We start from the raw sequence: 19,901 nt of genomic DNA, 5'->3' as shown, positions 1-19,901 counted from the left end.
CGCCGCATGGCGTTTTGGCCGTATGGATGTCTGTTCATGGCGGTCAGCCGACAGGCAAGGCGCGGTCCAGATGCACATAACCGCCATCGGGATGAATCCACTGGCCCGTCGTGTGTGAGGCGCGATCGGACAGCAGGAACACCACCGTGTCGGCAATTTCGCGGTCGGTCGTCATGCGCTGACCCAGGGGGATCCGGGCCGTGATGTCGGCCAGCGCCGCTGCCGGGTCGGCAAAGGTCTTAAGCCACGTTTCATAGAGCGGCGTCATGACTTCGGCCGGCAGCACCGCATTGACCCGCACGCCATGTGGCGCCAGGGCGGCAGCCCATTCGCGTGTCAGCCCCAGCTGGGCCGCCTTGGCCGCGACGTAGCCGCTGGTGTTGCCCTGCCCGGTGAGCGCCGTCTTGGAGGAAATGTTGACGATGGCGCCGCGCCTGGCCTTTAGCTGGTCCAGGCACAGGTGCGCCATCAGGTAGTAATGCATCAGGTTGGACTGCAGCGAGCGCTCGAAGGCCTCGGGGCCGGCCTCCAGGCCGACGCTGTCGTTGACGCCGGCGTTGTTGACCAGCGCATCAATGCCGCCGAATTCGGCCACGGCACCCTGCACCGCGGTCCGGCAGGCCGATTCGCTTTCAAGGTCGAGCTGGAAAAACCCGTGGCGTGCACCGAGCTCCCGCAAGGCCGCGGAAAATTCCGGCAACAAGGGGCTGCGGCCGAAGATCACCGGCACGGCGCCCTCCCGCGCCAGCTGCAGGCTGATGGCCCCGCCAATTCCGGCGCCCCCGCCGGTGACAATGACAATCTTGTTTTGAAGGTGCAAATTCATCAAGGGCTCCGGTGTCAGATGTTGGTTATGGTCAGGCTCAGCCGAGGGTGTGTAGCGGCCATCAGCCCTTGAAGGCGTACTGCGCCAGCGACTCGCGCTTCATCTCAATCGAATAACCTGGCCGTTGCGGCGGCATGTAGGCGGCATGGCGAATCACGCAGGGGTCCACGAAATGCTCGTGCAGGTGGTCCACGTATTCGATCACCCGGCCTTCCTTGGTACCGGCGATGCAGAGGTAATCGATCATCGACAGGTGCTGCACGTATTCGCACAAGCCGACCCCGCCGGCATGCGGACAAACCTTGAGCCCATATTTGGCCGCCATCAACATCACGGCCAGCACCTCGTTGACCCCGCCCAGGCGGCAGGCGTCGATCTGCACCACGTCAATGGCGCCCTGCATGATGAGCTGCTTGAACATGACGCGGTTCTGGCACATCTCGCCGGTGGCGACCTGCATGTCGCCCTTCACCGCCTCGCGGATGCGGCGGTGACCCTCGATGTCGTCGGGGCTGGTCGGCTCTTCGATGAACCAGGGCTTGGCAAAGCCCAGGTGGCCCAGCCACTCAATCGCCTCGTTGACATCCCACACCTGGTTGGCGTCGATCATCAGGGTGCGGTCGGGGCCGAGCACCTCGCGGGCGACGCGCACCCGCCGGATGTCGTCCTGCAGGTCGCGGCCCACCTTGAGCTTGATGTGCGAAAAGCCGGCGTCCACCGCCTCCTGGGCCAGGCGCCTGAGCTTTTCGTCGTCATAGCCCAGCCAGCCGGCGGAAGTGGTGTAGCAGGCGTAGCCTTCCTGCTCGAGCGTCTTCAGGCGCGCGTCCTTGCCGGCGGCCTGGCGCGTCAACAGCGCCAGCGCTTCGGCCGGCGTGATGCAGTCGGTGATGTAGCGGAAGTCGATCAGCCTGACGATCTCTTCCGGGCTCATGCGGGCCACCAGCTTCCACACCGGCACGCCCTCCTGCTTGGCCCACAGGTCCCACACGGCATTGACCACGGCGGCAGTCGCCAGGTGGATCGCGCCCTTGTCGGGGCCGATCCATCGCAGCTGGCTGTCCGAGGTGATGTAACGCCAGAAGCGGCCCATGTCTTCGGTCACCCAGTCCATGTCGAGACCGACCACCAGGTGGCGCATGGCTTCGATGGCGGCACAGCAGATTTCATTGCCGCGGCCGATGGTGAAGGTCAGGCCATGGCCTTCAAGCCCCGGCTCACCGGTTTCCAGCACCACATAGGCGGCCGAATAGTCCGGGTCCGGATTCATCGCGTCCGAGCCGTCGAGATGCCGCGACGTGGGAAAGCGCACATCGACGACACGCATGGATTGGATAGTGCTCATGAAGGATTGCCTGGGGATTGCTGTTTGCCTGGTGAAGAAGCGCTTCAGCGCGTGGTAGCCCTGAGGCCGCCGCACCCATCAGTCATACAGAACCGCAGCGATCTTGGGATCATTGATGGTGGTCTTGTCGTAGTAGTAAAAGCCGGTGTCGATGACCTTGGGCAGCTTTTCGCCCTTGAGGGACTTGACCGCCGCCTCCACCGTCTTGTAGCCAATGCCGACCGGGTTCTGGGTAATGGCGCCGGCCATTGAGCCGTCCATGATGGCGGCCTTTTGCTGCTTGCCGGAGTCGTAGCCGATGATCACCACCTTGCGCTTCATCTCCCTGGCGCCATTCAGTGCACCGATGGCCGAGCCTTCGTTGGCGCCGAAAATTCCCTTGAGGTTAGGGTTGGCCTGCAGGATGGACTTGGTGATCTCGGTCGATTTGAGCTGGTCGCCGCCGCCGTACTGCACGCTGACGATCTTGATGTTGGGATAGGTTGACTTGATACGGTTGACAAATCCGTCGGTGCGATCGATGCCGGTGCGGCTGGTCTGGTCATGCACCACGAGGGCGACATCGCCGCTTTTACCGATCAGCTCGGCCATCTTGTCGGCGGCGAGGGCTGCGGCGGCCACGTTGTTGGTGGTGGTCGTGGTCACCGGAATATCGCTGTCCACGCCCGAGTCAAATGCGATGACCGGGATCTTGGCGGCCTGGGCCTTTTTCAGCAGCGGGATCGATGCCTTGCTGTCCAGCGCGGCAAAGCCGATGGCCGACGGCTTTTTGGCCAGCGCCGCCGCGAACATGTCGATCTGCTTGTCCACCATGCTCTCGCTCTCGGGGCCTTCGAAGGTCACCTTGACCTTGTAGTCCTTGCCGGCCTGCTCGGCGCCGGCCTTGACGGCTTGCCAGAACTGGTGCTGAAAGCCCTTGGAGATCATGGGAATGTAGATCTCGTCGGCAGCCAGCGCCGTCGTGCTCAAGGTAGAAGCCAGGCCAAGGCCCAGTGCGAGGCTCAAAAGTGTGCGTTTCAAAATCATGTTTGTCTCCGATCGTTATGGGGTTTGCTATGGGGTATCAAAAATCAGACGTTGGCATGGGTGGGATTTGGGCTTCTCTTTGATAAAAACTGCACTTGCTTTCATTTACTTGCGCTTTCGCAAAATATCGGCATACACCGCCACGATGATGATCAGGCCCGTCACCACCGTCTGCCACTCCTGTGCCACCGACATGATGCGCAGCCCGTTGGTCAGCACACTCATGATGAAGGCGCCGATGATGGTGCCCAGAATCGTGCCGGCCCCGCCGCTGAGCGAAGTGCCTCCGATCACGACGGCGGCAATCGCATCCAGCTCGTAGCCCTGGCCCAGCGCCGGCTGCGCGGAATTCAGGCGCGAAGCGATGAGCAGCCCGGCCACGCCGCAAATCGCGCCGCTGAGCGTGTAGACAATGATCTTCCAGCGGTCCACATTCACGCCCGACAGGCGTACCGCCTCTTCGTTGCTGCCCAGTGCGAAGGTGTAGGTCCCCAGCACTGTCTTGTTCAGGATCAGGCTGGATACCACCGCCACCACAAACAGGATCAGCACCGCATTGGGGATGGGCAGATCGGGCAGGAAATAACCGATCAACGACTCCTGGGAAATGACCGAGAACTCCGGCGTGTCGTTGAAATAGATTGGCTTGGATTGGGTGATGACCAGCGACAGGCCTTTGAGCATGAGCATCATGCCCAGCGTGGCAATGAACGGCGGGATCTTCAGCTTGGCAATCAGCATGCCCGAGGTGAAGCCAGAGAACGCACCGAAGAAAATGGCAGCCAGCACGCCCAGGTAGAAGGGCAGGCCCCAATAGGTCAGCACCACCCCGGCCATGACGGCGCAAAAGGTCATCAAGGTGCCCACCGACAGGTCGATGCCCGAGGTGATGATGACAAAGGTGCAGGCGATGGCCAGCACGCCGTTAACCGCAGTGGCCTGCAAAATGCCCACCATGTTGTCGGTCTGCATGAAGCTGGACGAGGCCATGCTGAAGAAAATCAGCAACCCCAGCAAGCTGGCAAATGCCAACAGCTTTTGACGGGTGTTGCTGCTAAAAGCTGCAGTTTTGAAACCTTGCAGCAACTTGGAGACGGTCATGGGTGATGGTTCCGGCGTTTTTTTAAAAAGCAGCAGCGGCAACCATGCCGGAAACGGCAGCCGGGGCTTCGCGCTGGGTGGCGAGCTGCATGATTTTTTCCTGGGTCGCGTCCCGTGCGACCAGCTCGCCGGTGATGCGGCCCTCGCACATCACCACGATGCGGTGGCTCAGCCGCAGCACCTCGGGCAGTTCGGAGGAGATCATCACGATGGCACGGCCCTGGGCCGCCAGCGCATTGAGCAGCTTGTAGATTTCGCTCTTGGCGCCCACGTCAATGCCGCGCGTAGGCTCGTCAAAAAACAGGATCTCGCAGTCGCGCACCAGCCATTTGGCGACGACGATTTTTTGCTGGTTACCCCCCGACAGCAGCGCCACTTTCTGCAGCGCGCTTGGGGTCTTGATGCCCAGTTGCGCGATCAGCTTCGCAGCCGTGTCCTGTATGGCAGCGGGCCTGAGAAGGAACCCGAAGCTCAAGAACCGCCGCAAGCTCGACAGCACAATGTTGGTCTGCACATCCATGCCGGTGGCCAGACCGAAGTGCTTGCGGTCTTCCGACAGGTAGCCGATGCCGTGCTCAACCGCGTCGGCCGGGCTATGCACCCCGACCTGGCGGCCCCTGACCCAGATCTCCCCTGAATCCCTTTTGTCGGCGCCGAACACGGCACGCGCCACTTCGGTCCGGCCCGCTCCCATCAGGCCGGCAAACCCGAGGATTTCGCCCTTGCGCACGGTGAAGCTGACATCCTTGATCGTACGGCCGCGATTAAGCCCGCGCACCTCCAGCACGGTCTCCCGGCCCTGATCGGTTGCCGGCGGCCTCTCGTCTTCAAGCAGGGCGCGCCCGACCATCATGCCGATGATGGTGTCCATGCTGGTGGTGGCAGTCGGCACGGTGCCGATGTACTGGCCGTCGCGCATCACTGTCACGCGGTCCGAGATGCGCTTGAGCTCGTCCATCTTGTGCGAGATGTACACGATGCCAACGCCGTGGCGCTTGAGCTGGCCGATGATGCGGAACAAGTCGTCGATTTCGGCATTGTTCAGCGCGGCAGTGGGCTCATCCATGATCAGCACGCGCGAGTCAAATGACAGCGCCTTGGCGATCTCGACCATTTGCTGGCGCGCCACCGTCAGGTCGCAAACCAGCGTGTGCGGTTCCAGGTTCAGGTTCAGGCGGTCGAAAATCGCTTTCGTGTCGCGGGCCATCTTCTCGGTATCGATGAACAGCCCAAGCCGCCCGAGCGGCTCGCGTCCGATGAAGATGTTCTGCGCCACGCTCAGATGGCTCATCAGGTTGAGTTCCTGGTGGATGATGCCGATGCCCAGCGCCTGCGCAGCGCGCGGGCTGGCAATCTCGACCGCCTGACCGTCGATGCTGATCTCGCCCGCATCCTTCTGGTAGACCCCGGCCAGCACTTTCATCAGGGTCGATTTCCCGGCGCCGTTCTCGCCCATCAGCGCATGCACCTCGCCTGCGGCAACCTCAAGCCTGGCGTTGTGCAACGCGCGCACTCCCGGAAAGGATTTGCACAGGTTGCTGATGCTCACAAGAGGTGTCATGGGCGGTTCCGGACAGGCGCGGTGCTCGCTCAGATCGGCGCGATGTCGTTGACCGTGGCCAGACGGCCCATCGACTGGCCCGGAGTGCGCCCCAACCAGGCGCTGCAGCAACGCCCGGAATCACCCGGGGCCAGGCAAACCGGCGTACGGGCCTGGCCGACGCCTTGGGCGGCCGCGCAGATCGATACTGTTTTTCCTTCCAAACTTCCTGGGTGCATGACAAAAAACCTTTTTGCGTTGAAGGAACCGTTCAATGAGGCGAAGGCACCAAAATCAGGAAACTTATTGTTACAAATGGTTCATTGATGAACAATCTATTCACTTATGGATCGAAGCGGTGTGAATCATAGAAATTTGCTCATCTTTCCAAGCTCCGGACTTTCCCTAAGTCAGGATTTAATTTATTGATGAACATTAAGTGCAAAAGTAAATAAATCCAAAACAATGAAGGCGAAAGTCTTCGCGAGCGCCGCGTGCCATATCAAGAGCGCTGCGTTACATATCAAAATTGCAATGCCTTCGACCTCACCCACCCTGCCGCCATGACACAAAAATATTCCGTTCTCCCGACGAATGACCAGAACACGAACGACGCCGGCGCCACCGCACCCCCGCCTCTTGCCGACGACCGCTACCGGGCACCGGCGCTTGATAAGGGCCTTGACATCCTTGAGTTGCTGGCTCGCCAGCCGCAGGGCCTGACGCGCGCGGAGATCGTCAAGGAAATGGACCGCAACGCGAGCGAGATCTACCGCATGCTGGAGCGGTTGGTGGCACGGCAATATGTCATGCGTTCGCTCTCGGGCGACCGCTATTCGCTGAGCCTGAAACTCTTCACGCTGGCGCACATGCATCCACCGCTCAACCGGCTGGTGACCCAGGCCATTCCCATCATGGAGGCCTTTGCGCACAAGGCTGAGCAGGCCTGCCACATGGGCGTTTACGACCAGGGCAATGTGCTGATCACCGCGCAGGTCAACGGCCCCGGCACCTGGAGCATGACGATCCGCGTGGGCGTGCATGTCGGGCTGGTCGATACCGCCTCGGGCCGGGTGTTGCTGGCTTTCGCAGATGCCAGCCAGGCTCAGCAAATGCTGGCCCAGCACACCGCACTCGAAGGCGAAGTGCCGATCGGGTCCGATGCATTGGCTGCCGCCCTCGGTGTCATCCGGGAGCAAGGCTATTTCGAGCGCGACAGCCTGCAGTCTTTCGGCGTGGCCGATATCTCCTGCCCCATCTTCGGGCCCGACCACAGCGCCCTGGCCGCGTTGACCTGCCCTTACGTGCGGCGCATAGACCGCCACGTCGGCCCCGACCAGAAAACCGTGCGCCTGCTACTGCAGCAGGCAGCCCAGGCACTGTCGTTGACGCAAGGTGGGTTCGCCCCGGCGAGCCGGAACGCATGAAGCCGTGCTTGCTCGTATGCTATTGATTCGATAGCTGCTTGCGCAGACCAGCATTGCGCCGCAAGCATTTATTGCTTGAATCCGGGGCTTGGGGTGGTTCCGTGCGGGCGCGGTCTTTTTTCATCCAGCCAAAGCGCCCGGCATGAAACCGGCAGCCTGGGCCAAGCCACGTTGCCTGCCCCAAAGGGGGCAGCCGCTATGATTTGCCGTTCACCGGCAGTACCTGACAAGGCCGGTCCCGCGCATTTTTCCCCTGGAACCGATTCTTTTCATGACCCACGGCCTGAACCTCGCCCAACAAGAAGCCGTGAACTACCTGCATGGTCCCTGCCTGGTACTGGCGGGCGCAGGTTCCGGCAAGACGCGGGTTATCACGCACAAGATAGGCCGGCTGATCCAGTCCGGCCTCAAGCCCGAACAGATTGCCGCGATCACCTTCACCAACAAAGCCGCCGCCGAAATGCGCGAGCGGGCCAAGGCGCTGATCGGCAAAAGCGCCAAAGGCGTGCTGGTCTGTACCTTCCACGCGCTGGGCGTGCGCATGCTGCGCCAGGACGGCGCGGCGCTGGGCCTCAAACCCCAGTTCTCGATTCTCGACAGCGACGACGTGACCAGCATCATCAAGGACGCCGGCGGCAGCACCGATGCGGCCACGGCGCGGCAATGGCAATGGACCATCAGCCTGTGGAAGAACATGGGCCTCAACGCAGCCGAAGCCCTGGCGCAGGCCAATGGCGACGAAGAGCGCGCCATTGCCCGCGTCATGGCGCACTACGAAGAGCGCCTGACCGCCTACCAGAGCGTCGACTTCGACGACCTGGTCGGCCTGCCGCTCAAGCTGCTGCGCGAGCACGACAACGTGCGCGAAAAATGGCAGCAATCGCTGGGCCATGTGCTGGTCGACGAATATCAGGACACCAACGCCACGCAGTACGAGATGCTCAAGCTGCTCGTCGGCCCGCGCGGCCGCTTCACCGCGGTGGGCGACGATGACCAGTCGATTTACGGCTGGCGCGGTGCCACGCTGGACAACCTGAAAAAGCTGCCGCAGGACTATCCCAACCTCAAGGTTGTGAAGCTCGAGCAGAACTACCGCTCCACCAGCGCCATCCTGCGCGCGGCCAACAACGTGATCGGCCCCAACCCCAAGCTGTTTCCCAAGACGCTGTTCAGCGAGCTCGGCGAAGGCGAGCCGGTGCGCGTGATCGATTGCGACAGCGAAGAGCACGAAGCCGAGCGCGTGGTGGCCCGCATCCAGAGCCTGCGCGCCGAAGGCAGCTTGCAGGCAGAAGGCGGGCAGTACAAGGAGTGGAAAGATTTTTGCGTGCTGTACCGTGCCAACCACCTGGCCAAGCCTTTCGAGAAGGCCTTTCGCAAAGCCAACATTCCGTACAAGGTCTCGGGCGGTCAAAGTTTTTTTGACCGTGCCGAAATCAAGGACCTGTGCTGCTGGATGCGGCTGCTGGTCAACAACAATGACGACCCGGCATTCATGCGCGCGGTGACCACACCCAAGCGCGGCATCGGCCACACCACGCTGGGCGCACTCGGCACCTTCGCGAGCCAGTCAAAGCAAAGCCTGTTTGAGGCACTCTTCAGTAACTCGCTGGGCTCGGTGCTGCCGGCCAAGGCGGTGGGCTCGCTGCACGAGTTTGGCCGCTACCTCAACGATCTTGAGTACCGCGCCAAGCGCACTGTGGGTGCGGAAGACGCGCGCGTTTTCCTGAACGACTGGCTCAAGGAAATCGACTACGAGAAGCACCTCTACGACGGCGAAGACAGCGAAAAACTCGCAGCCGCGCGCTGGACCAACGTGATGGATTTTTGCGACTGGGTGGCCCAGCGCTGCGGCGGGCAGATCGATGACGCCTCAGGCGCCGTGGTGGCCGCCGAAACCAAAACCATGCTCGAAGTGGTGCAAACCATTGCGCTGCTCTCCACCATCAGCGAACGCGAAGGCGACCAGAACGTGGTGACGCTCTCTACCCTGCATGCCGCCAAGGGCCTGGAGTGGCCGCACGTGGTGCTGGCCGGCGTGAACGAAGGCCTGCTGCCCTTCAAGCTGGAAGACGATGACGGAGTCAATACCGACAGCATCGCGTTGCGCCTGCAGGAAGAGCGCCGCCTGATGTATGTGGGCATCACCCGCGCGCAGCGCACGCTGGCTGTGAACTGGCTGCGCAAACGCAAGAAGGGCCGCGACATGATTCCCGGCGCACCCAGCCGCTTCATCGCCGAGATGGCACTGGACAAAGCCACGGTGAAAGAAGACCCGCGAGAAAAGCTCAAGGCCTTGCGCGCGGAATTTGCGAAGAAGTCAGCGGACGGGATTGCGGCGGCAGCAGCGGCGGCAGAGACGCGCTAGCGCAGCCCTGTTCCGTGGTTAACGGCGCGAGATCAGGTGCCGGGCCGCATGAAGGCGTTTTCAGTGCTGTGGTTACAAACAGTTTCAGGCCGCGGGTTTTTACCGGTGCTTTACCTGATTGAGATCTATTCATGAGATAGTGCGCAAGCTCCACGGCCTGCGCGTTGCATCAACCCCGCACTCGCGTGCCCGAGTTTTCCGTTTCACCCCCTGCACTGCAGCCTTGGCCGCTCCGTCCGCCTTGCTGCGTTGCTACAGCCCGTACTGCACGGCCAGGCCGTGCACTCACTTGTTCATGACTTTGCTTTTTCTTCGACCCGCTCTTTTTTTAATCGCCGCTTGCGCAGTATCCGCTAGCGCTACGGCCCAAACGAAACCTGACGCCACGTGCCCGGCCGCCACGGAGATGAAAGCCGCGCAACTCCATGGCCTGTGGGCCGTGCGCTTTGACCGCCCACCTGCCGGCTTGCCGGCCCGCGCCACCATGCTGCTGGAACGGCATGCCGAATTCGCCGAAAGCCTGGCCGGCATCGTGAGCCGCGATCTGGGGCCGGCCGCCGGTTCCAAAGCCATTGCCGGACATGCGGCCAAGGCAGCACTGGCCGGTGACCTGGAGGGCGGCATGTTGCTGCTCGACGAGTCCTCCGACAATGTCAGCATCACCGGCACCTGGAACGGCGAAATGGTCGAAGGTTCTTGCGGCAAGGCCTTCAAGGGCACCTGGAAAGACACCAGCAGCAGCGCCCCGGACAATGCACCCGATGTGCCTTTTACGCTGACCCGGCTGCCCTGAACAGCGCAATTTTCAAGACCGACCATGCCACTGAAATCTCTCAATCCTGCTGCTGCATCGCTTTGCACGGTGCTTCCGGCCCTCCTGGGTCTTGGCACCACGGCTGCGGCACATGCACAGGCCACGCTGGCAAACCGCCCATCCAGCACAGGCTGGCAAACCTGTCAGGCCATGAAGGGCGACCCTGCGGCGCAGCTCACCTGCTTCCAGCAATGGGCCGATGCGCAAACGCCCGCCAACACACCGGCGCCCAGCCTGACCACAGCGCCGGCCAATGTCCAGACCGGCCAGCCGGCCACCCCGGTGCTGCTGCTGCCATCACTGAACACCGAAGCGCCGGACGGCAAGCCGATCGGCTGCAAAAACACCAGGTACTCGGAACTGTCCCGCTTCTGGGAACTGCAGCGCGGCACCGACTGCGACACCTTCTCGCTGCGCGGTTACCGGCCAATCACGCTGGCCGTCTCCACCGCCGACAGCGTGAACACACAGCCCTCATCACCCTCCGCAGGGCATACCGCGCTGACCTCCGTGCCCTATATGCGCACTGAAAACAAAATCCAGCTGTCGGTGCGCACCAAGGTCGCCAAAGGCCTGCTGAAAAGCGGCGACAACGACGACGACGACCATGACTCGGTCTGGTTCGGCTACACGCAGCAAAGCTATTGGCAGCTGTTCAACGGCAGCATCTCGCGGCCGTTTCGCACCACCGACCACGAGCCCGAGGTGATCTACATCTACCCGCACCAGATTCCGCTGGCCGGTGGCTGGAACTACCGGCTCTCGGGCCTGGGGCTGGTGCACCAGTCCAATGGCCAGTCGCTGCCGCTATCACGCAGCTGGAACCGCGTCTACCTGATGGGCGCCGCCGAGAAAACACTGGGCCAGGACTCAGGCCTGATCCTGCAGGGGCGCATCTGGGACCGGCTCAAGGAGTCCTCGGGCAATGACGACAACCCCGGCATCGAAAACTATGTGGGCCGCGCAGAAGTCACGGGCAGCTGGCAGATCAACAAGGCCAACACCGTGGGCGTCACGCTGCGCCACTCGCTGCGCAAGGAAGCCCGCGGCTCGGCCCGGTTTGACTGGATGATGGCGCCGGCCTCGTCGCCCAACTACACCGGCCTGCGTTATCACGTGCAGCTTTTCAGCGGCTACGGTGACAGCCTTGTGGACTACAACCGAAAGCGCAATGTTCTGAGCATCGGCCTGAGCCTGGTGGACTGGTAGGCGCTGGAACGACATTCCGCGGCTTGCTATGGTTTTTATAGCTGTTTGCGCTGGTATTTATTAGCCCCGGAGCGCTTTTCGCTTGAGGAATGGGGCGCAAACGTGTCTGCCAGGCGCATCCAGGCACCACGGCAACGGCGCGTCGGCTGATACCGCAACGCCCCCGCTTGCCGTAAGGTGGGGCGATGACTTTTGCCGAGCCCACCACCTTCACGCTGGCCTGCATCGTGGCCGGTGCGCTGCTGATTGCCATGACTCTGGGCGGCTCTTTCATTGCGCGGCTTCCGCTGAGCGCCGCCATGCTGTACCTCGGCGTCGGCCTGGCGGTCAGTCCCGTCGGGCTGGGGCTGCTCAAACTCGACGCCCTCAAGAACACGGTGCTGCTGGAGCGCCTCACGGAGGTGGCCGTGCTGATCTCACTGTTCACCGCCGGCATGAAGCTCGAGTTCCGCGTGCGGGATGGGCGCTGGCGCATTCCGGTGCAACTCGCAACCGTGTCGATGGTGGTCACCGTGGCCGCCATCACCGCACTGGGCGTTTATGTGCTGGATCTGCCCGTGGGCGCCGCTGTGCTGCTGGGCGCCATCCTCGCACCGACCGACCCGGTGCTGGCCTCCGACGTGCAGGTGGCCAACCCGGGCGACCGCGACCGCCTGCGTTTCGGTCTCACCGGTGAAGGCGGCCTGAACGACGGCACCGCATTTCCGTTTGTGATGCTTGGGCTGGGCCTGCTGGGCCTGCACGAACTCGGCGAAGGCGGCTGGCGCTGGTGGGCCGTCGATGTGCTGTGGGCCGTGGCCGGCGGCCTGGCCCTGGGCTGGCTGCTCGGCACGCTGGTGGGCCGCGCCATTCTTTACCTGCGCATGCGCCACCGCGAAGCGCTGGGCTCCGACGAATTCATCGCGCTGGGGCTCATCGGGTTGACGTACGGCCTGGCGCTGCTCTTTCACACCTACGGCTTCCTGGCGGTGTTTACGGCGGGCCTGGCGCTGCGCCGCATCGACGAGCCCGATGCGCGGCCCGCGCCCCAGGCTGCGGCCGCGCCCGACGAAACGCTGAGCCCCGATGACCAGGAAGCCTCGGGCGCGGAAGCGCCCGCCCACATGATGCGCGCAGTAGAGCGCTTTAACAGCCAGCTGGAAAGTTTTGTGGAAGTCGCCATCGTGCTGGCCGTGGGGGTGCTGGTCGCCACCACACGCTTTCGCCCTGAAGTGCTGTGGTTTATCCCGGCGCTGTTCCTGGTGATCCGGCCGGCGGCGGTTTTTATCGGACTGCTGGGAACGCCGGTCAGGGGTTCGCAGCGCCGCCTGATGGCCTGGTTCGGCATTCGCGGCATCGGCTCGCTGTATTACCTGCTCTACGCCATCAACCACCACCTCCCGCCCGCGCTCGCGCAGCGGCTGCTTTCCATCACGCTCGCGGTGGTCGTCGCCTCGGTGATTGCCCATGGCATTTCTGTCACGCCGCTGATGAAACGCTATGAGGCGCGCAAACCGGGCAAACGCCGCAGGCCCTGAACAAGCGGTCCGGCGGGCGTCCGCACAGCCTCACAGAATGTCACGTTATTGATAACGATAACGATTCTCATTTGTATAATCACACTTTGACCGATTAACAAAGACACAGGAGTCGTCGTGAAACCAGCAATCAAACCCGCCATCCTTGCCGCCCTGGTGGCCCTGCTTGCCGTGCCGGCCATGGCCCAGCCCGCAGCAACGGCAGCGGCTGGTACCGAGCCTGGCACAGTGGCGGCACCAGCCACCACGGCGGCCGCCGTGGCAAAGCATTATGCCCACCTGGTGCAATCAAACTATGACGACACGCTGGCCAGCACGCTCATCCTGCAAAAAGCGGTGCAGGCTTTTACCGACGCACCGTCGGACGATGGCCTCAAGGCGGCGCGCAAGGCCTGGCTGGACGCGCGCGAGTATTACGGCCAGACCGAGGCCTTCCGTTTTTACGGCGGCCCGATCGATGACAAGAACGGCCCCGAAGGCCGCATCAATGCCTGGCCCATGGACGAGTCCTATGTCGACTACGTGAAGGACGCGCCCAACGCCGGCATCATCAACAACCGCAAGGCCGTGATCAACAAAAAGCGGCTGGCCAGCCTGAACGAGCGCAACGGCGAAGAAAACATCGCCACCGGCTGGCACGCGATTGAATTTTTGCTGTGGGGCCAGGACCTGAGCACCACCGGCCCAGGCAACCGTTCGTTTGAAGATTTTGTGGACGGCAAGAAACCCAACGCCGACCGCCGCCGCCAATACCTCAAGGTGGTGACCGAACTGCTGGTCGATGACCTCGGAATCCTCACCAAAGCCTGGGCGCCCACGTCGACCTCCTACCGCGCGAAGTTCGAGCGCGGCGGCATGGAGTCGGTGCGCAAGATGTTTGTCGGCCTGGGCTCGCTTTCGCGCGGTGAACTCGCCGGTGAACGCCTCGAAGTCGCCCTGGCCAGCCAGGACCAGGAAGATGAGCACTCATGCTTTTCCGACAACACGCACCGCGATGTGGTGAACAACGCCAAAGGCATCCAGAACGCCTGGCTGGGCCAGTACAAGCGCGCCGACGGCACGACGCTGGCCGGCCCGTCGCTGCGTGACCTGGTGGCGGTGAAAAACCCGGCACTGGCAGACCGCACCAGCAAGCAGATCGCAGCATCCGTCGCCACCGCCGAAGGCATTCAGGCACCGTTTGACCGCGAAATCGTCGGCGCCAAAGACGCACCCGGCCGGCTGCGCGTGCAAAAAACCGTCGACAGCCTGGTGCAGCAAAGCAAGGACCTGGTGGAAGCCGCCAACGCCGCCGGCATCACCAAGCTGACCCTGGTCAAACCTTAAATGGCCGACGCTGCTTCGTCCCGGATGGTCGCGCGCCCTGCGCGTGTAGTGCTTGCCTGCATGGCCGCAGCGGGACTGGCAGGGCTGGCCTTCTGGGCGTCGGCAGGGCCGGGTGCGCAAGCCGGCACGGCGCCCGACGACGAGAAAACCGGCGGCGACACCACGGTGTTTGCCACCGGCCACAACGCGTTTTCATTTCCGCTGGCCAACCTGGGCGACGAGGAACGCACGCGTTTTGTCATCGGCAATTCTTTCTTCAAGCGCAACTGGGTGCAGGCGCCCTCCTCCACCACCGCGCGTGACGGCCTCGGCCCGCACTTCATCGCCCGCTCCTGTGGCGGCTGCCATGTGCAGGACGGGCGCGGCGCACCGCCCGACTTCAACCGCGGCCTGGCCGACCAGCCGGTCGGCCTGCTGCTGCGCCTGTCGGTGCCGGGCAAGGACGCGCACGGCGGGCCGCTGCCGGACCCGGTATACGGCGACCAGTTTTCCAATTTCGCGGTGCAGGGCGTGATGCCCGAGGGGCAGATATCCCTGCGCTACGACGTGGTGCGCGGCAAGTTCGCCGACGGCACACCCTACCAGCTGCAAAAGCCCCGCTACGGTTTCAGCAAACTCAACTACGGCCCGATGGCCAAAGATGTGATGGTGAGCCCGCGCATCGCGCCGCAGATGGCCGGCGTGGGTTTGCTCGAAGCGATTCCTGAAGCGGAAATCCTGCGCAATGCGCGCGAGCAGGCCGCCTCCGACAGTCCGGTGCGTGGCGTCGTCAACCAGGTGTGGGACGCGCCGACGCAGCAGATGCGCACAGGCCGCTTCGGCTGGAAGGCCAACGTCGCCACGCTGGCGCACCAGACCGCCGGCGCCTTCCTCGGCGACATGGGCATCACCTCGCCGGTCTTTCCGAAAGAGACATGCACGGCCGCCCAGAAAGACTGCCTGGCGGCGCCGCGCGGCGCACAGGGCAAGGCGAGCGAGATTGACGAAAAAACATTCAATGACGTGGTGTTTTATGAAACCACGCTGGCACCGGCGGCACGCCGCAATCCGCGCGATGCCCAGGTGGTGCGCGGCCAGAAACTGTTTGCCCAAGCGCAGTGTGCCGCCTGCCACCGCCCGAGCTACGTCACCGGCGAAAGCCCGTTTCCGCGGCTGGGCAGCAAGGCCGTGCAAGGCCAGACCATCTGGCCCTACACCGACCTGCTGCTGCACGACATGGGCGAAGGCCTGGCCGACGGCCGGCCCGACTTCCTGGCCGATGGCCGCCAGTGGCGCACGCCGCCGCTGTGGGGCATCGGCCTGGTGCCCGACGTGAACGGCCACAACCGTCTTCTGCACGACGGCCGCGCGCGCGGCGCGCTGGAAGCCGTGCTGTGGCACGACGGCGAAGCCAAAGCCAGCAAGGACAAAGTCCTGCGGATGAATGCGCAGGAACGCGCCGCGCTGGTGAAATTTCTCGAGTCGTTATGAGCCTCATGAATACGCTTCGCCCTCCATGCCGGCCTGCCCTGCTGGCTGTAGCTGGCGTGCTTTCCCTGCTGGCCTGCGGCGCCCTGCACGCGCAAACCGTCGCGCCCAACGTTGCCGTGCCGTTCTATACGGCGGGTGATTTCATGCGCGGCGTCTATCGCTTTTGGTACGCGCCGCAGGCCGCTGCGTTTGCCGAACAGGCCGGTGCCTTGCCGTCAGCGGTCTCTGCGGTGTGCGATGCGAATGCAGACACTGCCGCTGCCCGACTGGAGCAGGCCCGCGATCGCTGGAAAACCACCGCGCTCGCCTGGGACCGCTTGAGCGGCGTGCAAATCGGCCCGCTGGTGCAGCGGCGCTCCGCGCGGCAGATCGACTTTTCGCCGACGCGGCCCGAGCTCATCAAGCGGGCGATTCAGTCAGCGCCGCAAGATGCCGCCGCGATGGAAAGCATAGGCACGCCGGCCAAGGGCTTGCCGGCGCTCGAATGGCTGCTGTGGAGCCAGCCTGTTTCGTCGTCAGTACCCGACATGCCGGCGTGCCGCTACGCCGTGCAGGTGGCTGCCGATATCCAGCGCGAAGCTGACACGCTGGCCAAAGCCTTCGGCGAGCTGGCAGCGCGCCAACCCGGCGAATCGGAAGAAAGCAATGGGCCGGCGATGAGCGAGCTGGTCAACCAGTGGACCGGCTCGCTGGAACGCCTGCGCTGGGCCGAGATGGAAAAGCCCCGCATGGCCGGGGCGCAAGGTAACCGCAACGCCGCTTATGCGCGCAGCGCCAGCGGCCAGACTGCAGCGCGCTGGGCCGCGCAATGGCAGGCGCTGCGCACACTGGGCGCGTCACAGGCGCGTGAAGCACCGCTACCCGGTGCCGGCCTGGCACCGCTGGAAACCTATTTGCGCGGGCTCGGCCGCAACGAGCCGGCCAACCAGCTCGCGCAAGCGGTGAACAAAGCCGACAAAGCCATGCAAAGCGCATCGCCCGTCAACAAGACCGGCATGGGCAGCGCCGGGCGTTCACTGGCCGACCTGAAAAAACTCGCGGAAGCCGACATCGCGCCAGCGCTGGAAGTGAGCATCGGCTTTTCAGACGCCGACGGCGACTAGGAATTTGCATGAATAAGGCTGAGGCCCTGACAACACTGCGGCGCCGGCAATGGCTGGTGCTGGCAGCGGCCGGCACCAGCGCCTGGCTCAGTCCCGCCCTGGCAGCTGCCGTCACCGCCACTACTCGGCCGCAGCAGCTGGCCGCCGCCTGGGAGGCCGCGCACGGCTACCAGGTCGGTGTGCTGGCGTATCGCAGCGCCGCGCTCCGGGTCAGCGCCGCACTCGACGTACCGACGCGCGCCCATGGTGTGTGGGTTGAGCGCAGCGGCACGCTGCTGGCGGTGGCCCGCCGGCCGGGCGACTGGCTGCTGCGCTGGAAGCCCGAAGGCGACGGCACCGGCCAGGCCATCGCCTGGGGTTGGGCCGAGCCCGACCGCGCCTTCAACGGCCACGTGATCGCCAGCCCCGACGGCAAAACGCTCTACACCACCGAAACGAATCTCGAAACCGGTGAAGGCCTGATCGGCCTGCGTGATGCCGCCACGCTGGAGAAATTTGGCGAATGGCCGACCCACGGCATGGACCCGCATGAACTTTTGCTGGATGACGACGGCAGTTTGGTCGTGGCGAACGGCGGCATCCCCGCGCTGCCTGAAACCGGCCGGCTGAAAATTCACATGGACCGCATGGATGCCTCGCTGGTGCGGCTGGACACACGACGCGGCGCGCTGCTGGGACAGTGGCGACTGGCCGACAAACGCCTGAGCCTGCGGCACATGGCCTGGGGCCGCGCACCGGCGGCAGGCGGGGCGCGTGTCCTGGGCATCGCGCTGCAGGCCGAGCATGACGACACGGCAACCAAAACCGCCGCGCCCGTGTTGGCGCTTTTTGACGGCCAGAAGTTGCAAGCCTGCGCCGCCGACGGACGCGTACTGGCTGGCTACGGCGGCGACATCACTTGGGCGGCGGGCGGTTTTGCCGTGAGCTGCCCGCGCGCCAACGGCGTGGCCATATGGCAGGCCGATGGGCGCTGGACAGGTTTTTTCCCGCTGGAAGAGGCCTGCGCCGTCACGTCGGCTCCGGCGGAGGGCCAGGCTGACACCATGCTGTGGGCCGGGGGGCGGCTCGCCGCAATGACACGCGACGGCGCAGGCCGCACAGCTTTGCCGGCGCTCAAAAATATGCGGCTGGACAACCACTGGGCGCCGCTTGCGGGTTAGATAACGGTTGGGTTGACTGAGGGCATCGGCAAATCGCTATCTTTTTGATAGCTGGTCGCGCGCGTTGTTATTGGGCTACCGGCACATTTGGCACACAAAAAAGGCCCTGAAACCGCATGCCGGCAGGGATTTTTCCGGATTTTTGCCGTCCCCGGACAACTAAAAACGGTTATTTTCAAAGCGAAAACCGGCTTTGACCCAAGCAGATCCTGCGCAAGCAGCTATTATTTTTATAGCAACCTGATGCCCTGAGGATTCGAACGCAGCTTGTTCGGCGCCCTATTCGGCAGACTTCACAGCTTCTTCCACAGCTCACCGTCCCTGGAACGGTAAGTGCCACCCGTGGCGCAGCAGCCCCCTGCACCGAAGGCGATGCGCCCGAGGGTGACGGTGACGACGCCATTGTCTGCCTGCAGCGACTGCCGCTCGCAATACGTGAAGAAGGGATAGAGATCGGGTTCAAGCACCATCTGCCAGCCGTTCTCGCCGGGCTCCTTGGACGACTTGGGTATGGCGCGGTAGACCTTGCAGTCATGCACCGCGAGGTGCACCGGCTTGCCACCCAGAAGTCCCTTGAATACGCGCTCCGGCGGTATCGCTGCCATGGGGTCCGGCTCGGCAGGCGACGGAGCAGGGACACTGCCGCCGCCTGCCAGCCCCAATCCAATCCCAAGCCCGACAACCAGCAGGAGCTGTCCCCACAGCATGTTCCGCTCAGGCCTCGTCACCGGCGAGAACGCCTGCCACGCCAGCGCAGCAGCAGCCGCGGCCGAAAGCGCTGTGGCGACCCAGACCAGCAGCTCCGCGGCTTCGGTGGCTGGACTGATCGCCCAGCCAACAGCCAGCACGGCCGCATTGACCAGCAACAGCACGAGGCAAGCCCATGGCCGCCCCCGGGAGAACAAGCCTGCAATCAGCAGGAGCACCGTGCACAGCAGCACCGCGGGCAGCACCACCACGCCTGAAAACAGCAGCTCGAACACTCCAATCAGCCAGCCACCACTGCCCGCCATCCTGCCAACGGTGTACAGGTAAAGCGCCAGACCCAGGCCCGGCAGGGCCAACAGCTGCGCGGCGACAAAGGCAAAGGCGTAAGGTGCGTTGGAGGTTCTCAAGATGAGGGGAATTCTAGAGTGCGGCCGGATACTGTCGTATACGGCCTGCGTGAATCCCGCAGGCCCAAATGCAATCGCCCCGGCAGCCAAAGGCTGCCGGGGCGAAAAGCGTCGGGACCGGCCAGGCGCCGGCGCCGTACTGGCTTATTGCTGGCTGGTCTTCACAGCTTCAGCAGCAGCCTGGGGTGCTGCACCGGCCTTCTCGGCGCGGGGAGCGCCCAGGTTTTGCTGGGCGGTGGCGCCGTTGTAGCTCGAAGCGGAGCCGGCGTTTTGTGCCTGCAGCACCTCGCTTTTGACTTCAGCACGGGTTTTGGTCGCAGGTGCCTGCATCTGGTCAAACAAATAGGAGTTGAAGGTTTGGGCAGAAGCAGCCACGGAAGTCAGGGCGGCAACAGCAACAACGGAAGCGGCGATAAAGTTCGATTTCATGATGAATATCCTCTCAAAGTTAAGTGACGTTCCGGGCATGGCGGGCTCATCTTCCCGTCTGTCCAGCCTCGGTGAGTCGCCTTGTAGTGGGCTTCGGCTCATCGATGTATGAACTTTATTCCATTCAAATC

17 protein-coding genes are annotated in these 19,901 nt (G+C 63.5%); 10 read left to right on the top strand and 7 right to left on the bottom strand.

What is annotated here, in order from left to right; translation table 11 throughout:
* Positions 1–43: 43 nt before the first annotated feature.
* From AC1DZE_RS19455 to AC1DZE_RS19435, 5 genes are all read right to left on the bottom strand, one after another.
* Positions 44–826 (bottom strand): L-fucose dehydrogenase, encoded by a 783-nt coding sequence (locus tag AC1DZE_RS19455; RefSeq protein ID WP_477672002.1) that lies wholly within the window; start codon positions 824–826, stop codon positions 44–46.
* 61 nt (positions 827–887) lie between these two features.
* Complete coding sequence (locus tag AC1DZE_RS19450; RefSeq protein ID WP_477670154.1) at positions 888–2,168, bottom strand: L-fuconate dehydratase; 1,281 nt, start codon at positions 2,166–2,168, stop codon at positions 888–890.
* A gap of 78 nt (positions 2,169–2,246) precedes the next feature.
* Positions 2,247–3,191, bottom strand: a complete 945-nt coding sequence (locus AC1DZE_RS19445) for a substrate-binding domain-containing protein (protein ID WP_477670220.1) — start codon at positions 3,189–3,191, stop codon at positions 2,247–2,249.
* A gap of 108 nt (positions 3,192–3,299) precedes the next feature.
* A complete protein-coding gene (locus AC1DZE_RS19440) occupies positions 3,300–4,295 on the bottom strand; it encodes an ABC transporter permease (RefSeq protein WP_477670155.1) in 996 nt (331 codons plus the stop codon).
* Between the two features lie 22 nt (positions 4,296–4,317).
* Entirely contained in the window at positions 4,318–5,856 is a 1,539-nt protein-coding gene (locus AC1DZE_RS19435; protein ID WP_477670156.1) for a sugar ABC transporter ATP-binding protein, read from the bottom strand.
* Between the two features lie 21 nt (positions 5,857–5,877).
* Here AC1DZE_RS19435 and AC1DZE_RS19430 point away from each other — a divergent pair, with 21 nt between their 5' ends.
* The 10 genes from AC1DZE_RS19430 to AC1DZE_RS19385 all read left to right on the top strand — a co-directional run bounded on the left by AC1DZE_RS19430 (position 5,878) and on the right by AC1DZE_RS19385 (position 18,226).
* A complete protein-coding gene (locus tag AC1DZE_RS19430; RefSeq protein WP_477670157.1) occupies positions 5,878–6,162 on the top strand; it encodes a hypothetical protein in 285 nt (94 codons plus the stop codon).
* A gap of 236 nt (positions 6,163–6,398) precedes the next feature.
* Positions 6,399–7,262, top strand: a complete 864-nt coding sequence (locus tag AC1DZE_RS19425; protein ID WP_477670158.1) for an IclR family transcriptional regulator — start codon at positions 6,399–6,401, stop codon at positions 7,260–7,262.
* Positions 7,263–7,533: 271 nt separating this feature from the next.
* Complete coding sequence (locus AC1DZE_RS19420) at positions 7,534–9,627, top strand: ATP-dependent helicase (protein ID WP_477670159.1); 2,094 nt, start codon at positions 7,534–7,536, stop codon at positions 9,625–9,627.
* A 406-nt stretch (positions 9,628–10,033) separates the two neighbouring features.
* Positions 10,034–10,420, top strand: coding sequence for a hypothetical protein (locus AC1DZE_RS19415; protein ID WP_477670160.1), 387 nt, complete (start codon positions 10,034–10,036; stop codon positions 10,418–10,420).
* Positions 10,421–10,444: 24 nt separating this feature from the next.
* Positions 10,445–11,650 carry a phospholipase A gene (locus tag AC1DZE_RS19410; protein WP_477673391.1) on the top strand — a complete coding sequence of 402 codons (1,206 nt, stop codon included), beginning with the start codon at positions 10,445–10,447 and terminating at the stop codon, positions 11,648–11,650.
* 185 nt (positions 11,651–11,835) lie between these two features.
* Positions 11,836–13,167 (top strand): cation:proton antiporter, encoded by a 1,332-nt coding sequence (locus AC1DZE_RS19405; RefSeq protein WP_477670162.1) that lies wholly within the window; start codon positions 11,836–11,838, stop codon positions 13,165–13,167.
* Positions 13,168–13,347: 180 nt separating this feature from the next.
* A complete protein-coding gene (locus tag AC1DZE_RS19400) occupies positions 13,348–14,493 on the top strand; it encodes an imelysin family protein (RefSeq protein ID WP_477700461.1) in 1,146 nt (381 codons plus the stop codon).
* Positions 14,494–15,963, top strand: coding sequence for a di-heme oxidoreductase family protein (locus AC1DZE_RS19395; RefSeq protein WP_477670163.1), 1,470 nt, complete (start codon positions 14,494–14,496; stop codon positions 15,961–15,963). It begins immediately after the preceding gene.
* Positions 15,964–15,968: 5 nt separating this feature from the next.
* Entirely contained in the window at positions 15,969–17,066 is a 1,098-nt protein-coding gene (locus tag AC1DZE_RS19390; RefSeq protein ID WP_477673081.1) for an imelysin family protein, read from the top strand.
* 8 nt (positions 17,067–17,074) lie between these two features.
* Complete coding sequence (locus tag AC1DZE_RS19385) at positions 17,075–18,226, top strand: DUF1513 domain-containing protein (RefSeq protein WP_477700447.1); 1,152 nt, start codon at positions 17,075–17,077, stop codon at positions 18,224–18,226.
* Positions 18,227–18,519: 293 nt separating this feature from the next.
* Here AC1DZE_RS19385 and AC1DZE_RS19380 read toward each other — a convergent pair whose 3' ends face one another.
* The gene (locus AC1DZE_RS19380; RefSeq protein WP_477673079.1) at positions 18,520–19,341 is read right to left on the bottom strand and encodes a hypothetical protein; all 822 of its coding nucleotides are present in this window, start codon (positions 19,339–19,341) and stop codon (positions 18,520–18,522) included.
* Between the two features lie 144 nt (positions 19,342–19,485).
* Positions 19,486–19,770 carry a DUF4148 domain-containing protein gene (locus AC1DZE_RS19375; protein ID WP_477670167.1) on the bottom strand — a complete coding sequence of 95 codons (285 nt, stop codon included), beginning with the start codon at positions 19,768–19,770 and terminating at the stop codon, positions 19,486–19,488.
* Positions 19,771–19,901 lie beyond the last annotated feature (131 nt).

Source organism: Polaromonas sp. P1_F1 (genome assembly GCF_056405795.1).
This window is presented reverse-complemented; position numbering and strand designations above follow the sequence as displayed.

Excerpts from the sequence above, each read along its gene's own strand:
- AC1DZE_RS19455 (WP_477672002.1), bottom strand. The coding sequence starts at position 826 with ATGAATTTGCACCTTCAAAACAAGATTGTCATTGTCACCGGCGGGGGC.
- AC1DZE_RS19450 (WP_477670154.1), bottom strand. The coding sequence starts at position 2,168 with ATGAGCACTATCCAATCCATGCGTGTCGTCGATGTGCGCTTTCCCACG.
- AC1DZE_RS19440 (WP_477670155.1), bottom strand. The coding sequence starts at position 4,295 with ATGACCGTCTCCAAGTTGCTGCAAGGTTTCAAAACTGCAGCTTTTAGC.
- AC1DZE_RS19435 (WP_477670156.1), bottom strand. The coding sequence starts at position 5,856 with ATGACACCTCTTGTGAGCATCAGCAACCTGTGCAAATCCTTTCCGGGA.
- AC1DZE_RS19425 (WP_477670158.1), top strand. The coding sequence starts at position 6,399 with ATGACACAAAAATATTCCGTTCTCCCGACGAATGACCAGAACACGAAC.
- AC1DZE_RS19420 (WP_477670159.1), top strand. The coding sequence starts at position 7,534 with ATGACCCACGGCCTGAACCTCGCCCAACAAGAAGCCGTGAACTACCTG.
- AC1DZE_RS19415 (WP_477670160.1), top strand. The coding sequence starts at position 10,034 with ATGAAAGCCGCGCAACTCCATGGCCTGTGGGCCGTGCGCTTTGACCGC.
- AC1DZE_RS19410 (WP_477673391.1), top strand. The coding sequence starts at position 10,445 with ATGCCACTGAAATCTCTCAATCCTGCTGCTGCATCGCTTTGCACGGTG.
- AC1DZE_RS19405 (WP_477670162.1), top strand. The coding sequence starts at position 11,836 with ATGACTTTTGCCGAGCCCACCACCTTCACGCTGGCCTGCATCGTGGCC.
- AC1DZE_RS19400 (WP_477700461.1), top strand. The coding sequence starts at position 13,348 with ATGGCCCAGCCCGCAGCAACGGCAGCGGCTGGTACCGAGCCTGGCACA.
- AC1DZE_RS19395 (WP_477670163.1), top strand. The coding sequence starts at position 14,494 with ATGGCCGACGCTGCTTCGTCCCGGATGGTCGCGCGCCCTGCGCGTGTA.
- AC1DZE_RS19390 (WP_477673081.1), top strand. The coding sequence starts at position 15,969 with ATGAATACGCTTCGCCCTCCATGCCGGCCTGCCCTGCTGGCTGTAGCT.
- AC1DZE_RS19385 (WP_477700447.1), top strand. The coding sequence starts at position 17,075 with ATGAATAAGGCTGAGGCCCTGACAACACTGCGGCGCCGGCAATGGCTG.
- AC1DZE_RS19375 (WP_477670167.1), bottom strand. The coding sequence starts at position 19,770 with ATGAAATCGAACTTTATCGCCGCTTCCGTTGTTGCTGTTGCCGCCCTG.